The following is a 13,733-nucleotide window of genomic DNA, read 5'->3' as shown; positions in this document are numbered from 1 at the left end:
ACTTTTCGCCTCCCGCGCGAGAAAATCGACGAAAGTTTACTGGGAGATAGTCGAGATGAAAAAAATCCTGCTGCCGCTGATCGCACTGGCCTTTGCAAGCCCCGCCGCGGCGCAATCGATCGTCGTTGTCACGGCCCCGCAGGCCGATTCGCAGGTGCTACCCGTCGCTTATGCCGAACTCAAGGCGGGCGAGAATCAGGCCGCGGTCGACAAGCTGACGGGCGAAACCACGCTCGACGCGCGCGATCCTTCGCGCCTCATCAATCTTGGTACCGCTTATGCCCGGCTGGGTCGCACCGCCGAAGCCGCCGCCGCCTATGACGCCGCGATCGGCAGCCCGATCCGCTATGATGTCGAACTCGCCAGCGGCCGCTACATGGATTCGCGCTGGGCAGCACGCACCGCGCTCGCGAACCTCAATCAGAGCAAGCCGCTGCTCGCGCTCGCGCGGTAATCCCTATCTACGCCTCACCGCCTTCGGTGGTCAGCAAGCGGGCGTCCACTCCCGCTTCGGCGAACGCCGCCTGCCACCGTTCGGCGGGCGGCGTTTCGAACAACAGCGCGTCGCTACCCGGCGTCACATGCCAGCCATGGCGCACCATTTCGCCCTCGAGCTGCCCCGGCGACCAGCCAGCATAGCCCAAGGCGACCAGCCAGCGCGACGGACCGCGCCCCTCGCCGATCGCACGCAAGATATCGTGCGAACTCGACACCATCCAGCGATCGCTGACCTGCACCGCGGCCTCGCCGCCCCAATCCCGGCTGTGCAGCACGAAGCCGCGTGACGGCTCGACGGGTCCACCCAAAAACACGGGCTGATCGAGCGGCCCGTCATGCTCGATTTCCAGCTGGTCGAGCACCGCGCCGACCGTCATACCCGCGATCGGGTCGGCGATGCCGATCCCCATCGCGCCCTCTTCGTCATGGCTGATCATCGCGATGACCGAATGCTCGAAGCGCGGATCGCCGATCCCGGGCAGCGCGAGCAGCAATTGGCCGGTGAACCAGGTAGGCACGGTTTCCATATCGCTACAATGCCGTGACATGCCCAAAGGGTCCAGACATTTGCCACCTGCGAAGGCGGGCGCAGGCCGTGGTCAGCGGAAAAAGCAGTTGGCGCCGGCGAATAACGCCTCGATCTTCGCTGCGTCGCCGGGCGCCGCGAACATGCCCCCGATAACATTTTCGCCAGTGCCGATGCTGAACTCCTCGCCCAGCGTGCTGTCCTCGACTTCGACGATCGACACCGATTCCTTCGCCTTGGCGCGCGTACTGCCGATGCCGATACCGCTCATTGTCGAATAGGTCGCGGCGCCGGGTCCGTTGCCGAGAAACCAGCCGACGAACTTGCCGTTCTGGAAGTTGAGCGTCATCGCGTCGTAGCGGGTGAATTCCATCGTGCCGGCGCCGCATTCTTCGTTGGTGCTGCGGTCATCTTCCTTGCCCGCGACGTTGGCGAGTGCGGTTTCGGCCTGCGCGCGCGGGACGCCGAAAGCGAGCAGACTGGTCTTGCCGCTGACCTTGTCGATGAAGCGCAGTCCTTCGCCGTCGAGGCTGACGGCGGTGGTTGCCGCGTTCGAGCCGTCGTTCTTTGCCTCGGGCACCGCTGGCGCAACCGGATCGGCCCCAGAAGAATCCGGGGCGGGCACCTTGTCGGCGGCGGGTTTGCACGCGGCGAACAGCGCCAACATCGCGAAGGTGGTCCACTTACGCATCGCTCGATCTCCTGCCGCGAAATATCATGACCAGTATCGCACCGAGAGCCGCGAGCGCCATATCCTTTTGCGCGTCCCAGATGTCGCCCTGTTGCCCATTATAGCGGTCGGCGGTTTCGCCCGCCGCCACGATGGTGAGCAGCCATTCGAAGATTTCATAGAGGCAGGATATCGCCAAAACCCAGCCGAGCACGGGCAATGCCGCGCCGCGCGGACCGAGCCCGCCCCAGCGCCGCGCGATCTCGGTGACGGGAACGACCGACAGCGCGCCGAAGGAGAAATGGACGAGGCGGTCATAATGGTTGCGCGTCCAGCCGAAGGCGTCGGACAAGGTGGTGTCCGTCAGTACGCGCGCCCAGTCGTCATAAGGGACATTGCTGTAGGCATAGCGGCCGCCGAGCGTGTGGAATGCCATGAAGGCGACAATGCATGCAACCGACGCGGTCGAGAGCGGCCAGCGGCGAAGCAGCCATGGCGCGGCGACGATCAGCAGCATCGTCGGAATATGCTGGAGCAGCGCAACCTCGGGATAGGGCTGGTCGATCTGCGCAACGAGCAGCAGTACGAGAAGCGCGCCGAGAAGACGTTTTTGCGACCTGGGCTGCGGCGAGTCAGCCGTCATCGACCAAAATCACTCGGAGCAGAAATGGCGAAAAACTGCCTATCTTCACTCGCAAATGCATATATCGGGCAGAAGGTCGGGGCTGGCATCATGCCGACGACCTAATCCACCAACATAGTGTAGGACAGCGATTTTCGATGCGTCACCAGCGGAGCGACATACAGCTGAGCCCCGCGTCAATATGCGCGATCTGGTCGGTGGGCAGCGCGCGGATCGCGATGCCGCGCGCGGCGAGCAGCGCGTACGTCGCGGACCAGCGGTCGCCGACGAGCACGGTGTCGCGGACGCGCAGGATGTTCGCGGCAGGCTCTTCGCCCGGCGGGGTCGTGATGACGTCGAGCCCCTTGAACTGCGGACAATCAGCGAGCGCGGGGACGGCGAGGATCGTGCGCGCGTCGATCAATCCGCAGCCGGTCTTGAAGTGGAGCACGCCGGGGGGCGTTTCGGCGATCTCGGCGGGGTAGCCGAGCAGGCCCAGCAAGCCGGCAACTTCCTCGGCCCCGGTGCGGTCGGTGCGCGCCGAGAGGCCGATGATCACGCGGTCGGCGAGGCGCAATATGTCGCCGCCGTCGGCGTAGCCCGAGCCGGTCATTTCGAGGAGTCGGCTGTGATGCGCCGCGAGGGGCTCGCGGATATGCGCAACCTCTCCCGCGCGGCTCGGCGCACCGGGGCGGAGCAGGATCGCGCCTTCGGAAAAGGTCAGCGCGACATCTTCGGTGAACATCGCATCGGGGAAATCGTCGAGCGGTTCGAGAACCTCGACCGCCAGACCGAGGTCGAGCAGCGTCGCGACATAGGCCTCATGCTCGGCGACGAGGCCGGTGAAATCGGGATCGGGACCGCCATCGGCGCGGATGCCCTTCACCGCCGAACGAGCGGGGGCGCGGCAGAGGGCACGGGTGAAGGCATAGGGGCTGGTCATCTGCCCCTCCTATCCGTTCGCATCGAGCGAAGTCGAGATGCCGTGAGGGCATACACCGACGACGGGTGTCTCGACTTCGCTCGACACGAACGGAATTTGGAAGGCGGCATTACCCCTTCTTGAGGTGGCGGCGCCCCAAGAGTTCGGCGATCTGCACCGCGTTCAGCGCCGCGCCCTTGCGGAGGTTGTCGCTGACGCACCAGAGGTTGAGGCCGTTTTCGACCGTCGGGTCCTCGCGGACACGGCTGACGAAGGTCGCGAAATCGCCGACGCATTCGACAGGGGTGGTGTAGCCGCCATCCTCGCGCTTGTCGTGGAGCACGACGCCCGGCGCCTCGCGCAGGATGCGCTGCGCGTCCTCGGCCGACAGTTCCTCTTCGGTCTCGATATTGATCGCTTCGGAGTGGCCGACGAAGACCGGGACGCGAACGCAGGTCGCGGTGACCTTGACCTTCGGATCGAGGATCTTCTTGGTCTCGACGACCATCTTCCATTCCTCCTTGGTCGAGCCGTCGTCGAGGAATTTGTCGATGTGCGGAATGACGTTAAAGGCGATCTGCTTGGTGAACTTCTGCACGTCCTTCTCGTCGCCCACGAAAATCTGGCGCGTCTGGTTCCAGAGTTCATCCATGCCCGCCTTGCCCGCGCCCGACACCGACTGATAGGTCGAGACGACGACGCGCTTGATCGTCGCAGCATCGTGCAGCGGCTTCAGCGCGACGACCATCTGCGCGGTCGAGCAGTTCGGGTTCGCGATGATATTCTTCTTCGTATAGCCGTCGATCGCTTCGGGATTCACCTCGGGCACGATCAGCGGCACGTCGGGGTCCATGCGATAGAGCGAGCTATTGTCGATCACGACGCAGCCTGCCGCGGCAGCCTTGGGCGCGTGGATCGCGGTCGCATCGCTGCCGATTGCGAAAATCGCCATATCCCAGCCCGACCAGTCGAAATTCTCGATATTCTGGCACTTCACGGTCTTGCCCGTATCGCCGATTTCGATCTCGTCGCCCTGGCTGCGCGACGAAGCGACCGCCGCCAGCTCGTCGTAGGGAAATTCGCGCTCGGCGAGAATGGCGAGCACTTCGCGCCCGACATTGCCCGTGGCTCCGGCGACTACGATACGATAACCCATTTACTCACTCCTCAGTGCAAAACTCGGTTGAAACTCTGGTCAGACCTTCCAGCGGAAATGGCCGGTCAGCGGGTGGTCGAACAGCGCGTCCTCCTCGCGCGTGCCGCCTCCGATATTGTGGAGAACGAGCGGAACGCCGGTGGTATCCTTGCGGTCGGACACGATCCCGGTATGCGGCAGCCGACCACCGACCAACTGCGTGAAGATATCGCCGGGGCGCCAGTCGCCGGGGTCGTTGGTGACGGGGAGCGAAGCCCCCTGCCGCCGCCAGAAGGTTGCAAGGTTGGGCACACGGCGATGGTCGATATTTCGGTCGGGGCGACCCAGACCCCAATTCTTTGGATAGGCCCCGAAATTGGCACGCATGTCGGCATTTACAAGGGCCTGCAGGTCCGCGCCGAGCGCATCGCGAAACGCGCGGATCACCACGTCGGTGCACACGCCCTTGACCCGGTCGACATCGCCGTTCGGAAAACGCAGCACGGTATAGGCCGGGTCGTAGGTCAGGGTGACGCCGACCTGCCGCCGCGCCGCGCGAACCAAAAGCTGCGCATTGGTGAGCGCCATCGCCTCGCCCGACACGCCAAAGGCGAGCACCGCGCCAAGGAAGGCGCGCCGGGTCGGCTGGAACGGGATGACGGACGCGTGCATCAAATTTTCTTTGCCCAAAAGAAAACGACCGGCTCTGCCTGTTGGCGGAACCGGTCGTTTTTGAAAGCTGTTTCGGCTTTGGGTGAGAGAAGCTCTCCTTAGCCTTCGCCGGCTTCCGACCGGTAATCGCGGCGTTCCGCAATACGTGCCGATTTACCAGTGCGCCCACGCAGATAGTAAAGCTTCGCACGACGGACGGCGCCCTTGCGGACGACGGTAATGCTGTCGATGTTGGGCGAATAGAGCGGGAAGACGCGCTCGACACCTTCGCCGAACGACATTTTGCGCACGGTGAAGTTGGAGCCCATACCCTTGTTCGAGCGCGCGATGCACACGCCTTCGAAATTCTGGACGCGGGTGCGTTCGCCTTCGACCACCTTCACGCCGACTTTCAGCGTGTCGCCGGGACGGAAGGTCGGAATGGCCTTGCCAGCCTTGGCAATTTCTTCGGCTTCGATCGTCTGGATGAGGTTCATGTCCTCTAGTCCTTTTCTTTTCGCCGCGCGCCAGAGGCAGGTCGGTCCCGAGCACCCTCATGGTGCTCCCAAAGGTCCGGCCTGCGTAACCGTATCTATCGGCAAAGCCCCCCGATCGCAGCACTTCGGGAACCTTGCGCCCCGTCCGGCAGACCGGTCAGGGATAAGCAGGTGACGGGCGCGCGCAATGAATGCGATTCGCCCGGTTCCGCTTGAAGCCGCGGCCACTACGCCGGAAAGCGGCGAAATGCAAGCGGTTGCGCCGGCGGACAACTTGGTCGGCTTAAACGGCCCTTAACCAAAATCGCCCATGGAGGGCGCCGGAGGGACCGATGCCTTATGTGACCGCCATCAAACCGCTGGCAATCCGCGTTTTCGCGCCCGCCGACGGCGCCGCGCTGGCCGCGTTCCTCAACTGGGCGCTGTGCTGGCTGCTGCTGCCCAACCTCGCCTTCCTGCCGATAACGATCATGGGCGGACCGATGCGTGCGCCCGAAATCTGGCTGTGCGGCGCGGTCGGCCTTGTCGCGAGTTGGTTCGGATATTGGATCCGCCTCGCCGCCTTCTTCGCGCTGCTGGTCTATCTGACGCTTGTTTTCATCGCGAGCATGTTCAACATGCATGTCAGCATGATCCTGTCGGTGGCCGCGCTCGTGCTCGACATTCGCCCCGCCGCCTCGCCCGAATATCTGGTCGGCGGCGCGCTGCTCATCCTCGTCCTCGCGCTGGCCGCGCGCCAGCTTCGCCGGCCGGGCAAGCTGCGCGGACTGCAATGGATGGCCGCCGGCGCGGCGCTGACCTATACGTTTGCAACGGCCGATTATATCCGGGCGCGTGACGGCGCCACCGCCTATAACCGCCTGGCGCCCGCCGACGCCCCTTTCACCTCGGCAACGCAGCAGACCGGTTTTCTGACGCTGGCCGATGGCAAAAGGCATGTGATGATCGTCGTGGTCGAGGCGATGGGACTGCCCACCGAACCCGCCTTGCGCGCACGCCTCGATGCCATCTGGACGCGCCCCGAACTCGCCGAACGGTTCGACATCAGCCAGGGCCGCACGACCTTCTATAATTCGACTACCAAGGGCGAGATACGCGAGCTGTGCCAGCGGTGGGGCGATTACACCGAGATCGTCGCGGCCGAGCCCGGTTGCCTGCCCGCGACGCTCGCGCGCCGCGGATATGCGACGCATGCCTATCATGGCTTTTCTCCGACCTTTTTCGACCGCGATCGCTGGTATCCGCTGATCGGGTTCGAGCGTACGAGCTTTCGCGACGCGATCGAGGCGCAGGGTGCCGGCCATTGTCCCAATGTCTTCCCGGGCGCGTGCGACCGCGACATCCCGCGGCTGATCGGCCGCGACCTCGCGGCGGCGAAGCGGCCGCAGTTCGTCTATTGGCTCACGCTCAATTCGCACCTGCCGGTGGTCGCCAATGCCGAACTGCGCACCGAGGATTGCCGCCAGCTGGGTCCCGCCCTCGACGCAGACTATCCGCAGGTCTGCCGGCTCTTCGCAGTCTGGGACGACACGGCGGCGGCGCTCGCCGCGATGACGAGCCGGCCGGGCTTTCCGCCGACCGACATCCTGATCGTGGGCGACCATATGCCGCCCTTTACCCAGCAGGCGAGCCGGATGAAGTTCGACAGCACGAAGGTGCCGTGGGTGTTGCTGCGTTATCGCCCGTCGCGCGCTGCGACATAGGCGGCCCACAGGTCGGGGCGGCGCGCCTTTGTATCGCACGCGGCGCGCTCGCGGCGCCAGGTGGCGATCTTCTTATGATCGCCCGAACGCAGGACATCGGGGATGTCATGCCCTTCCCAGCTGACCGGCCGGGTATAGTGCGGATATTCGAGCAACCCCTGTTCGAAGGATTCATCGTCGCCGCTGGCCGACGCCCCCATCACGCCGGGCAGCAGGCGAATACAGGCGTCGAGCAGGAGCAGCGCCGCCATCTCGCCCCCCGACAGGATGATGTCCCCCATCGACACTTCTTCGATAGGCCGCGCGGCGAATATACGTTCGTCGAATCCCTCGAACCGTCCGCAGAGGATGATCGCGCCCGGGCCGGTCGCAAGCCGGCGCACGCGCGCCTGCGTGACCGGCGCGCCCCGCGGGGTCATCGCAAGGATCGGCAGCCCGGGATGCACCGCAGCCGCATGGTCGATCGCGGCCGCCAGAACGTCGGCCTTCAGAACCATGCCCGCCCCGCCGCCCGCCGGCGTATCGTCGACGGTGCGGTGCTTGTCGGTCGCAAAGTCACGTATCTGCACTGGCGCGCAATGCCAGGTCCCGCTTTCGAGCGCGCGTCCTGCCATGCTGTGCCCCAGCGGGCCGGGGAACATGTCGGGGTAAAGGGTGAGAGGGACGGCGGTAAAGGTCATGTCGGCGGTTCCCATAGCGCCTCGGGCAGGATGTGGCGATCCTTGCCAATCTCGGCGTGCAGCCATTCGCGGAAGCGTTCGATCTTGCGTACCCCGACCCGGTTGTCGCGGTGGACGAGCCACATGCCCGACGATTCCGAGACATAGAGCGTGTCGAAGGGCTGGACCATGCGCCCGCTCGCGAGTTCGCCCTGCCAGTAGAGCGGGGTCATCATCGCGACGCCGAAGCCCGCCTGCACCGCGCTCGCCTCCTGCAGCTGGCTGTCGAGCTCGATCCCGCGCCGCGACGGGACCGGCGGGGTTTCGACTCCGGCAAGGGCGAACCATTCGGCCCACCAGCTGTCGTTGGGCGCGAGCCGCTGGACGCGGAGCAGGTCGGCCGGCTCGCGGATATCATGCTCGGCGATAAACGCCGGCGAGGCAATCGGCGCCAGATATTGACGCATCAGGAAATCGGCGCGCAGCCCCGGCCAGACGCCCTTGCCGATGCGGATCGCGACATCGACGTTCGAGGCGTCGAAATCGACGAGCGCGTTGCTCATCGCCATGCGCACCGCCAGTTCGGGGTAGAGGAGCTGGAAGCTGCCGATGCGCGCGCTGAGCCATGTGCCGCCAAAGCTGGTCGCGGCGTTGATCGTCAGCACTTCCGCCTCGTCGCTACCCAACGCGGCAAAGGCGTCGCCCATCGCAGCGAAGGCGCCCGAGATCGCGGGGAGCAGTCGCTGCCCTGTTCCGGAGAGGCGCACGCGCCCCTTTTCGCGCACGAAGAGCGCGCGGCCGAGCCGGTCCTCCAATTGGCGGATTTGATAACTCACCGCCGCCTGCGTCAGCCCCAGCTCCTCGGCGGCGCGCGAGAAATTCTCTAAACGACCGGCGGCTTCGAAGGTGCGTATCGCGGCGAGTGGCGGCAGTCGGGCCATGCGACCTTATAAGTCAGCCTTATATGATGGTCTACGCCTTTTGTTGGCGGCGCGGCGCCAAAGCGGGCATTCAGGATGCACCGAAGCGAAAGGAAATGAGCGATGAAAGACGAGCAGTTTATGCGCGTTTGGAATGACGGTCATGATCATTTCAGCGCCGATATCACCCGCGCCGCCAAATGGCTGGCCGAACTCCTTCGCCGCATGGGCGAGTATATGGCACCGGCCAGCGCGCCCGGCGCGGACAGTTTCTTCACCCGCGCCGCCGCGCGTTGCGGCATCAGCCCGCGCCGCGCGCGCTAAAAATCCCTGCCCCCACTCAAAAGGTCCAGGGCGAAACGGGGTGGAGCCGTCCCTTGCAAAGGCTCCACCCCGTTCATTTTTCGGGCGGCACGACACGAAAACGCAGCGCCTGAACCGTGGCCGGCATGGTCGGCGCGAGGAGGATCACCCCGTCGAGCCTGCCCTTGTCGCAGTTGAGGCGGAAGGTCGCCGACATCGCGCCTGTCGGCGCGAGTGGCTCGTCGGACGGACAGGCACCGACCTCGGCCCTCAACCGCGCCAGTTCGGCTTTCCAATTCGCCGCCGAGCGATCCATCAGGAAATTCATCGCGAGCCGGCCACCCAGCGGGCCGAGATCGCCTGCGGCATAGGCCGCTTTCGCTGCCGCATAGGCTTCGGCCACCGCCGGCGACACCGGAACCGCGCGCGGTTCGAGGAGCCCAGCCTGGTCCATCAAAACTGCAGTATCCCAAGCCGGCGCCGACGGGCCCGCATAGGTGCGGTTCGCGAATGCGAACACGCCGACGCCATGTTCGGGCATCAGCATCACATGGCTGCCGTAGCCCGGATAGCCGCCCCCATGCGCGAGTGTCAGCCCGAGGTCGCAGTCCTGCGCGACGCGCCAGCCCATGCCATAAGCGGCGGCCTGTTTGCACGCCGTCGCCCCGCTGGCGCCGATCCGGTTCGTCACCGCGACGAAGTTCAGCCCCTGCGCAATTTCACGGACGGTCGATCGCCTGACCGGACCGGTGTCAGCGTCGTCGCGCGCGGGCCAGGCAGACAGCAGGAAGACGACCCATTTGGCATAATCGTTGGCGCTGACCTGAAGTCCGCCCATCGCGTTGAACGCGCCGTCGGCCATTTCGGGCTCGGGCGCCCAACGCTCATTTTCCCAGCGATAACCGAGCGCATAGTGCGCCCTGGGCGCATTCGGCGCATCGAAACCGCTTGCCGTCATGCCGAGCGGAGTCAGGATCGTATGTCGGACATAGTCGGTATAGGCCATGCCCGACGCGTTGGCGACGATCCGGCCGAGCAGGGCATAGCCGAAGTTCGAATATTCGTGACGGCTTTGCGGCACGCGGCTGAACGGCACGCCCGCGGCGATCATCTTCGTAAATTCGGCCTGCGGCAGCACCTGCTGCCGGTCTCCCCACGGATCGTCGGTAACGAAGCCAGCCACATGATGGAGCAGGTCGCGCACCCGGATGCGCGGGCTGTCCTTCGTCGGATAGGCCCACCCCCTCATCTCGGGCACATATTGCTCGGCAAGGTCGTCGAGGCGGAGCTTGCCATCGTCGCGCAGCTTGAGGATCGACAGCGTGGTGAACGCCTTGGTCATCGACGCGATGCGGAACAGGCTGTCGGCGGTCACCACGCGCTTGTCGAAGATATTCTGGACCCCGACGCCCTTTACATAGGCAAGCCTGCCGTCCTTGACGACGCCATACACGATGCCGGGAATATGTTGGTCGGCCTGATATTTCGCGAACAACGCATCGATTTCGGGCGTGAGTTGGTCGAGGGTTTTCTCGGCGGGCTCTTGCGCGGCGGCGGGAAGCGCGCCCGTGAGCAGAAGAGCAAAAGCGAACCCCGATTTCCAGCGCATAATTCCTCCACAGCCCATCGCCGTCAGGCTAACAGCGCCGGGAGGCGCCGACAACCAGCGATGGGAAACCGTCGCCTGAACGCGAGCGGGAAAAGAGGTTCGTCGGCTAGCGAGCGATTGCGGGCCATAGAGATGGACAGCTCACCGCCCCAAAGCCGTCGCTATTCGACGAACGCCGCGTTGACGGTCACGCCGTCGGCGTTCCAAGCCGGAACTGCCTGCGCGGTCATCGGGACCATGAAGCGCACGGGCTTTTTTCCGGGTTCGGCCGCTTTCTCGATTTCGAGGATATCGCCCGCGCCGAAATTTTCGACCGCGGCGACATGACCGATCGCCGCGCCGTCGGTTGACACGCATGGCAGGCCAATCAGGTCGTGATGATAATATTCGCCCTCGGCCAAGGCGGGCAGCGCAGAGCGCGGGACGGTGAGGACGGCACCGCGCAATGCCTCGGCAGCCCCGCGGTCGGTAATTTCGACGAAGGTTGCGACCGCGCCCTGATTGGCGGGACGCACCGATTTCAGTGTGAGCTTGCGGCCGCCCGCGTCGAAAACGGAAAAGGCGCGGAGAGCCTCCGCGCCTTCGCCAAACAACTTCAAACGCACCTCGCCCCGCACCCCGTGCGCGCCGGCAATGGCGGCGAGGGTGACGGGACGATCTGCGTTCATACAGGCTTAGCCTTCGGCCTTTTCTTCGGCTTCGGGTGCAACCGGACCGCCTTCGGCGACTTCTTCGGCGATCGCGGTCGCGTCTTCGGCGGTCGCGTCGGCGGGGGCTTCGTCGGCGACAGCGTCGGCAACAGCTTCGGCGGTTTCCTCGGTCTTCACCGAACCGGTTGCGTCCGATTCAGCGGCTTCGGGAGCGGCTGCTTCTTCGGCGGCCGGAGCGGCGTCTTCAGCAGCTTCGGGTTCGGGCGCCGGAGCGGCGGCCGCGGCGGCTGCCGCTTCTTCGGCATCAGCCAGCTTCTGCGCCTTTTCCTCGGCGCGTTCCTTGGCCTTTTCGCCCGGGACGGCCTTGTTCGGGTTGTTGCGCGCGGCGCGTTCCTTGATGCCCGCGGCGTCGAGGAAGCGGGCGACGCGGTCGCTCGGCTGGGCGCCGACGCTCAGCCAATGCTTCGCGCGGTCGGCGTCGAGCTTGACACGTTCCGGGCTGTCCTTGGCGAGCAGGGGATTGTAGCTGCCGATGCGCTCGATGAAGCGGCCGTCGCGGGGGCTGCGCGAATCGGCGACGACGATCTTGTAATAGGGACGCTTTTTCGAGCCGCCGCGTGCGAGGCGAATGGAGGTAGCCATGATATTTTCCTTCAGAGTTTAACGTTCAAATTCAGGTCGATTATTTCTTCTTATTCATCAGATTGGCGAGTTCGGGCGGGATCGATCCGCCTCCGCCGAGACCGGGCAGGCCGCCACCGCCACCCATTCCGCCCATCCCGGGAATGCCGCCGCCCTTGCCGAACAGCGCGCCAAGGCCCTTAAGCCCGCCCATCTTGCGGATCTTCTTCATCGCGCTGGCCATTTCCTGATGCATCTTCAGCACCCGGTTGACCTGCTGCACCGTCGTGCCCGAACCGTTGGCAATGCGGATCTTGCGCTTGGCGGTCAGGATTTCGGGCTTCGCGCGCTCCTTGGGGGTCATCGAACCCATGATCGCGTCGAAATGGACAAGCATCTTGTCGTCGGCACCGCCCGCAGCCATCGCCGCCTGCGCCTTCTTGATCCCCGGGATCATGCCGGCGAGTGCGCCGATGCCGCCCATGCGGCGCATCTGGTTCAATTGGGTACGAAGGTCGTTGAGGTCGAACTGGCCCTTCGCCATCTTCGCCGCCATCGCCTCGGCCTCTTCGACCTGGATCGTTTCGGCGGCGCGTTCGACGAGACTGACGACATCGCCCATACCGAGAATACGGCCCGCGATGCGCGAGGGCTGGAAGAGTTCGAGCCCATCGAGCTTTTCGCCCGTCCCCGCGAATTTGATCGGCTTGCCGGTGACCGCGCGCATCGAGAGCGCGGCACCGCCGCGCGCATCGCCGTCCATACGCGTGAGCACAACGCCGGTGAGCGGGACCTGATCGGTGAAGCGCTGCGCGACCTGCACCGCGTCCTGACCCGTGAGGCTGTCGACGACGAGCAAGGTTTCGGAGGGGTTGGCGCTGCGCGACACCGCCTGCATCTCGTCCATCAACTGCTGATCGACGTGGAGGCGGCCCGCGGTGTCGAGCATCAGGACGTCATAGCCCTGGAGCTTTGCGGCCTGCATGGCGCGCTGCGCGATCTCGACCGGCTGCTGCCCCGCGACGATTGGCAGTGTCGCAACGTCGATCTGCTGCCCCAGAACCGCGAGCTGTTCCTGCGCCGCCGGGCGATTGACGTCGAGCGACGCCATCAGCACCTTCTTGCGCTCCTTGTCCTTCAGCCGCTTCGCGATCTTCGCGGTCGTCGTTGTCTTACCCGAGCCCTGCAGGCCGACCATCATGATCACGGCGGGCGGGGTGACGGCAAGATCGAGTTCGGCGGTTTCCGAACCCAGCATTTCGGTCAGCGCGTCGCTGACGATCTTGACCACCTGTTGCCCCGGCGTAACCGAGCGCAGCACATTCTGGCCGATCGCGAGTTCGGTGACCTGATCGACGAAACTACGCACGACGGGGAGCGCGACATCGGCCTCGAGCAGGGCGATTCGCACTTCGCGCATCGCCGCGCGCACGTCGGTCTCGGTCAGCGCGCCGCGGCCGCGGAGCTTTCCGAAAACATCGCCAAGCCGATTGCTCAGACTGTCGAACATGCGCTTCAAATCCTTGTTTTCGAGGGCCGCAACGCAAAAGACGCCGGTGAGCGAAACCTCGCCAACCAGCGGCTATCCGTGGACAGGTTTTCCGTCGCGGACATCGATAATCCGTGCGCAAGATGCGCGCGAACGCGGCAGCGTCTACACAAAAACCCGCCTGATGGCAAGCAAGCCCCTCGGCGTCCCATTTAACGCAAATTTCACCGCTTTGCGCGCATTATGACCGCGATGGTG

Annotated in this window: 16 protein-coding genes and 1 pseudogene; 4 read left to right on the top strand and 13 right to left on the bottom strand. The window is 64.9% G+C overall.

The window, feature by feature from the left end; translation table 11 throughout:
* Positions 1 to 55 precede the first annotated feature (55 nt).
* On the top strand, positions 56 to 454 hold the full coding sequence (locus ATE71_RS14615) for a hypothetical protein (protein ID WP_058804101.1): 399 nt from the start codon (positions 56 to 58) through the stop codon (positions 452 to 454).
* 7 nt (positions 455 to 461) lie between these two features.
* On the opposite strand, the gene ATE71_RS14610 is transcribed toward ATE71_RS14615, so the two are convergent.
* From ATE71_RS14610 to rplS, 7 genes are all read right to left on the bottom strand, one after another.
* Positions 462 to 1,025, bottom strand: a complete 564-nt coding sequence (locus tag ATE71_RS14610) for a YqgE/AlgH family protein (RefSeq protein ID WP_058804100.1) — start codon at positions 1,023 to 1,025, stop codon at positions 462 to 464.
* Between the two features lie 72 nt (positions 1,026 to 1,097).
* The gene (locus ATE71_RS14605) at positions 1,098 to 1,715 is read right to left on the bottom strand and encodes a hypothetical protein (RefSeq protein WP_058804099.1); all 618 of its coding nucleotides are present in this window, start codon (positions 1,713 to 1,715) and stop codon (positions 1,098 to 1,100) included.
* Positions 1,708 to 2,337: a DUF2238 domain-containing protein gene (locus tag ATE71_RS14600; RefSeq protein ID WP_058804098.1), complete on the bottom strand. Its 630-nt coding sequence runs from the start codon at positions 2,335 to 2,337 to the stop codon at positions 1,708 to 1,710. The genes ATE71_RS14605 and ATE71_RS14600 overlap by 8 nt, the downstream gene beginning before the upstream one ends.
* Positions 2,338 to 2,479: 142 nt before the next feature.
* Positions 2,480 to 3,259 (bottom strand): arginine deiminase family protein, encoded by a 780-nt coding sequence (locus ATE71_RS14595; protein WP_058804097.1) that lies wholly within the window; start codon positions 3,257 to 3,259, stop codon positions 2,480 to 2,482.
* A 109-nt stretch (positions 3,260 to 3,368) separates the two neighbouring features.
* A complete protein-coding gene (locus ATE71_RS14590; protein WP_058804096.1) occupies positions 3,369 to 4,394 on the bottom strand; it encodes an aspartate-semialdehyde dehydrogenase in 1,026 nt (341 codons plus the stop codon).
* 39 nt (positions 4,395 to 4,433) lie between these two features.
* On the bottom strand, positions 4,434 to 5,045 hold the full coding sequence (locus ATE71_RS14585; protein ID WP_058804116.1) for a DUF1287 domain-containing protein: 612 nt from the start codon (positions 5,043 to 5,045) through the stop codon (positions 4,434 to 4,436).
* Positions 5,046 to 5,143: 98 nt separating this feature from the next.
* A complete protein-coding gene (gene rplS / locus ATE71_RS14580; protein WP_058804095.1) occupies positions 5,144 to 5,521 on the bottom strand; it encodes a 50S ribosomal protein L19 in 378 nt (125 codons plus the stop codon).
* A gap of 341 nt (positions 5,522 to 5,862) precedes the next feature.
* Between rplS and ATE71_RS14575 the strand changes: the two genes are divergently transcribed.
* Positions 5,863 to 7,224, top strand: a complete 1,362-nt coding sequence (locus ATE71_RS14575; RefSeq protein ID WP_160328043.1) for a sulfatase-like hydrolase/transferase — start codon at positions 5,863 to 5,865, stop codon at positions 7,222 to 7,224.
* On the opposite strand, the gene trmD is transcribed toward ATE71_RS14575, so the two are convergent.
* Positions 7,197 to 7,904 carry a tRNA (guanosine(37)-N1)-methyltransferase TrmD gene (gene trmD / locus ATE71_RS14570; RefSeq protein ID WP_058804115.1) on the bottom strand — a complete coding sequence of 236 codons (708 nt, stop codon included), beginning with the start codon at positions 7,902 to 7,904 and terminating at the stop codon, positions 7,197 to 7,199. The two genes, ATE71_RS14575 and trmD, sit on opposite strands and share 28 nt — an antisense overlap.
* Entirely contained in the window at positions 7,901 to 8,824 is a 924-nt protein-coding gene (locus ATE71_RS14565) for a LysR substrate-binding domain-containing protein (RefSeq protein WP_058804093.1), read from the bottom strand. Before ATE71_RS14565 ends, trmD begins: the two co-directional genes overlap by 4 nt.
* Before the next feature lie 102 nt (positions 8,825 to 8,926).
* Between ATE71_RS14565 and ATE71_RS14560 the strand changes: the two genes are divergently transcribed.
* A complete protein-coding gene (locus tag ATE71_RS14560; RefSeq protein WP_058804092.1) occupies positions 8,927 to 9,127 on the top strand; it encodes a hypothetical protein in 201 nt (66 codons plus the stop codon).
* A gap of 73 nt (positions 9,128 to 9,200) precedes the next feature.
* On the opposite strand, the gene ATE71_RS14555 is transcribed toward ATE71_RS14560, so the two are convergent.
* The 4 genes and pseudogenes from ATE71_RS14555 to ffh form a co-directional block, all read right to left on the bottom strand.
* Positions 9,201 to 10,715: a serine hydrolase domain-containing protein gene (locus ATE71_RS14555; protein WP_058804091.1), complete on the bottom strand. Its 1,515-nt coding sequence runs from the start codon at positions 10,713 to 10,715 to the stop codon at positions 9,201 to 9,203.
* A gap of 161 nt (positions 10,716 to 10,876) precedes the next feature.
* Positions 10,877 to 11,383: a ribosome maturation factor RimM gene (rimM, locus tag ATE71_RS14550; RefSeq protein ID WP_058804090.1), complete on the bottom strand. Its 507-nt coding sequence runs from the start codon at positions 11,381 to 11,383 to the stop codon at positions 10,877 to 10,879.
* A 165-nt stretch (positions 11,384 to 11,548) separates the two neighbouring features.
* Positions 11,549 to 12,007, bottom strand: a pseudogene (rpsP, locus tag ATE71_RS14545) (30S ribosomal protein S16); the annotation flags it as partial.
* Positions 12,008 to 12,047: 40 nt separating this feature from the next.
* Positions 12,048 to 13,496 carry a signal recognition particle protein gene (gene ffh / locus ATE71_RS14540; RefSeq protein WP_058804088.1) on the bottom strand — a complete coding sequence of 483 codons (1,449 nt, stop codon included), beginning with the start codon at positions 13,494 to 13,496 and terminating at the stop codon, positions 12,048 to 12,050.
* On the opposite strand from ffh, the gene ATE71_RS14535 reads away from it, so the two are divergent.
* Complete coding sequence (locus ATE71_RS14535; protein ID WP_058804087.1) at positions 13,495 to 13,722, top strand: hypothetical protein; 228 nt, start codon at positions 13,495 to 13,497, stop codon at positions 13,720 to 13,722. The genes ffh and ATE71_RS14535 overlap by 2 nt on opposite strands.
* The last annotated feature ends 11 nt before the right edge of the window (positions 13,723 to 13,733 follow it).

Origin of the sequence: Sphingopyxis sp. H115 (assembly GCF_001468465.1) — a bacterium.
GTDB lineage: Bacteria > Pseudomonadota > Alphaproteobacteria > Sphingomonadales > Sphingomonadaceae > Sphingopyxis.
Note: the sequence above shows the minus strand (reverse complement) of the source record. Positions and strands in the feature narration are given on the sequence as shown.

Excerpts from the sequence above, each read along its gene's own strand:
- ATE71_RS14615 (WP_058804101.1), top strand. The coding sequence starts at position 56 with ATGAAAAAAATCCTGCTGCCGCTGATCGCACTGGCCTTTGCAAGCCCC.
- ATE71_RS14610 (WP_058804100.1), bottom strand. The coding sequence starts at position 1,025 with ATGGAAACCGTGCCTACCTGGTTCACCGGCCAATTGCTGCTCGCGCTG.
- ATE71_RS14605 (WP_058804099.1), bottom strand. The coding sequence starts at position 1,715 with ATGCGTAAGTGGACCACCTTCGCGATGTTGGCGCTGTTCGCCGCGTGC.
- ATE71_RS14600 (WP_058804098.1), bottom strand. The coding sequence starts at position 2,337 with ATGACGGCTGACTCGCCGCAGCCCAGGTCGCAAAAACGTCTTCTCGGC.
- ATE71_RS14595 (WP_058804097.1), bottom strand. The coding sequence starts at position 3,259 with ATGACCAGCCCCTATGCCTTCACCCGTGCCCTCTGCCGCGCCCCCGCT.
- ATE71_RS14590 (WP_058804096.1), bottom strand. The coding sequence starts at position 4,394 with ATGGGTTATCGTATCGTAGTCGCCGGAGCCACGGGCAATGTCGGGCGC.
- ATE71_RS14585 (WP_058804116.1), bottom strand. The coding sequence starts at position 5,045 with ATGCACGCGTCCGTCATCCCGTTCCAGCCGACCCGGCGCGCCTTCCTT.
- rplS (WP_058804095.1), bottom strand. The coding sequence starts at position 5,521 with ATGAACCTCATCCAGACGATCGAAGCCGAAGAAATTGCCAAGGCTGGC.
- trmD (WP_058804115.1), bottom strand. The coding sequence starts at position 7,904 with ATGACCTTTACCGCCGTCCCTCTCACCCTTTACCCCGACATGTTCCCC.
- ATE71_RS14565 (WP_058804093.1), bottom strand. The coding sequence starts at position 8,824 with ATGGCCCGACTGCCGCCACTCGCCGCGATACGCACCTTCGAAGCCGCC.
- ATE71_RS14560 (WP_058804092.1), top strand. The coding sequence starts at position 8,927 with ATGAAAGACGAGCAGTTTATGCGCGTTTGGAATGACGGTCATGATCAT.
- ATE71_RS14555 (WP_058804091.1), bottom strand. The coding sequence starts at position 10,715 with ATGCGCTGGAAATCGGGGTTCGCTTTTGCTCTTCTGCTCACGGGCGCG.
- rimM (WP_058804090.1), bottom strand. The coding sequence starts at position 11,383 with ATGAACGCAGATCGTCCCGTCACCCTCGCCGCCATTGCCGGCGCGCAC.
- ATE71_RS14535 (WP_058804087.1), top strand. The coding sequence starts at position 13,495 with ATGCGCTTCAAATCCTTGTTTTCGAGGGCCGCAACGCAAAAGACGCCG.
- ffh (WP_058804088.1), bottom strand. The coding sequence starts at position 13,496 with ATGTTCGACAGTCTGAGCAATCGGCTTGGCGATGTTTTCGGAAAGCTC.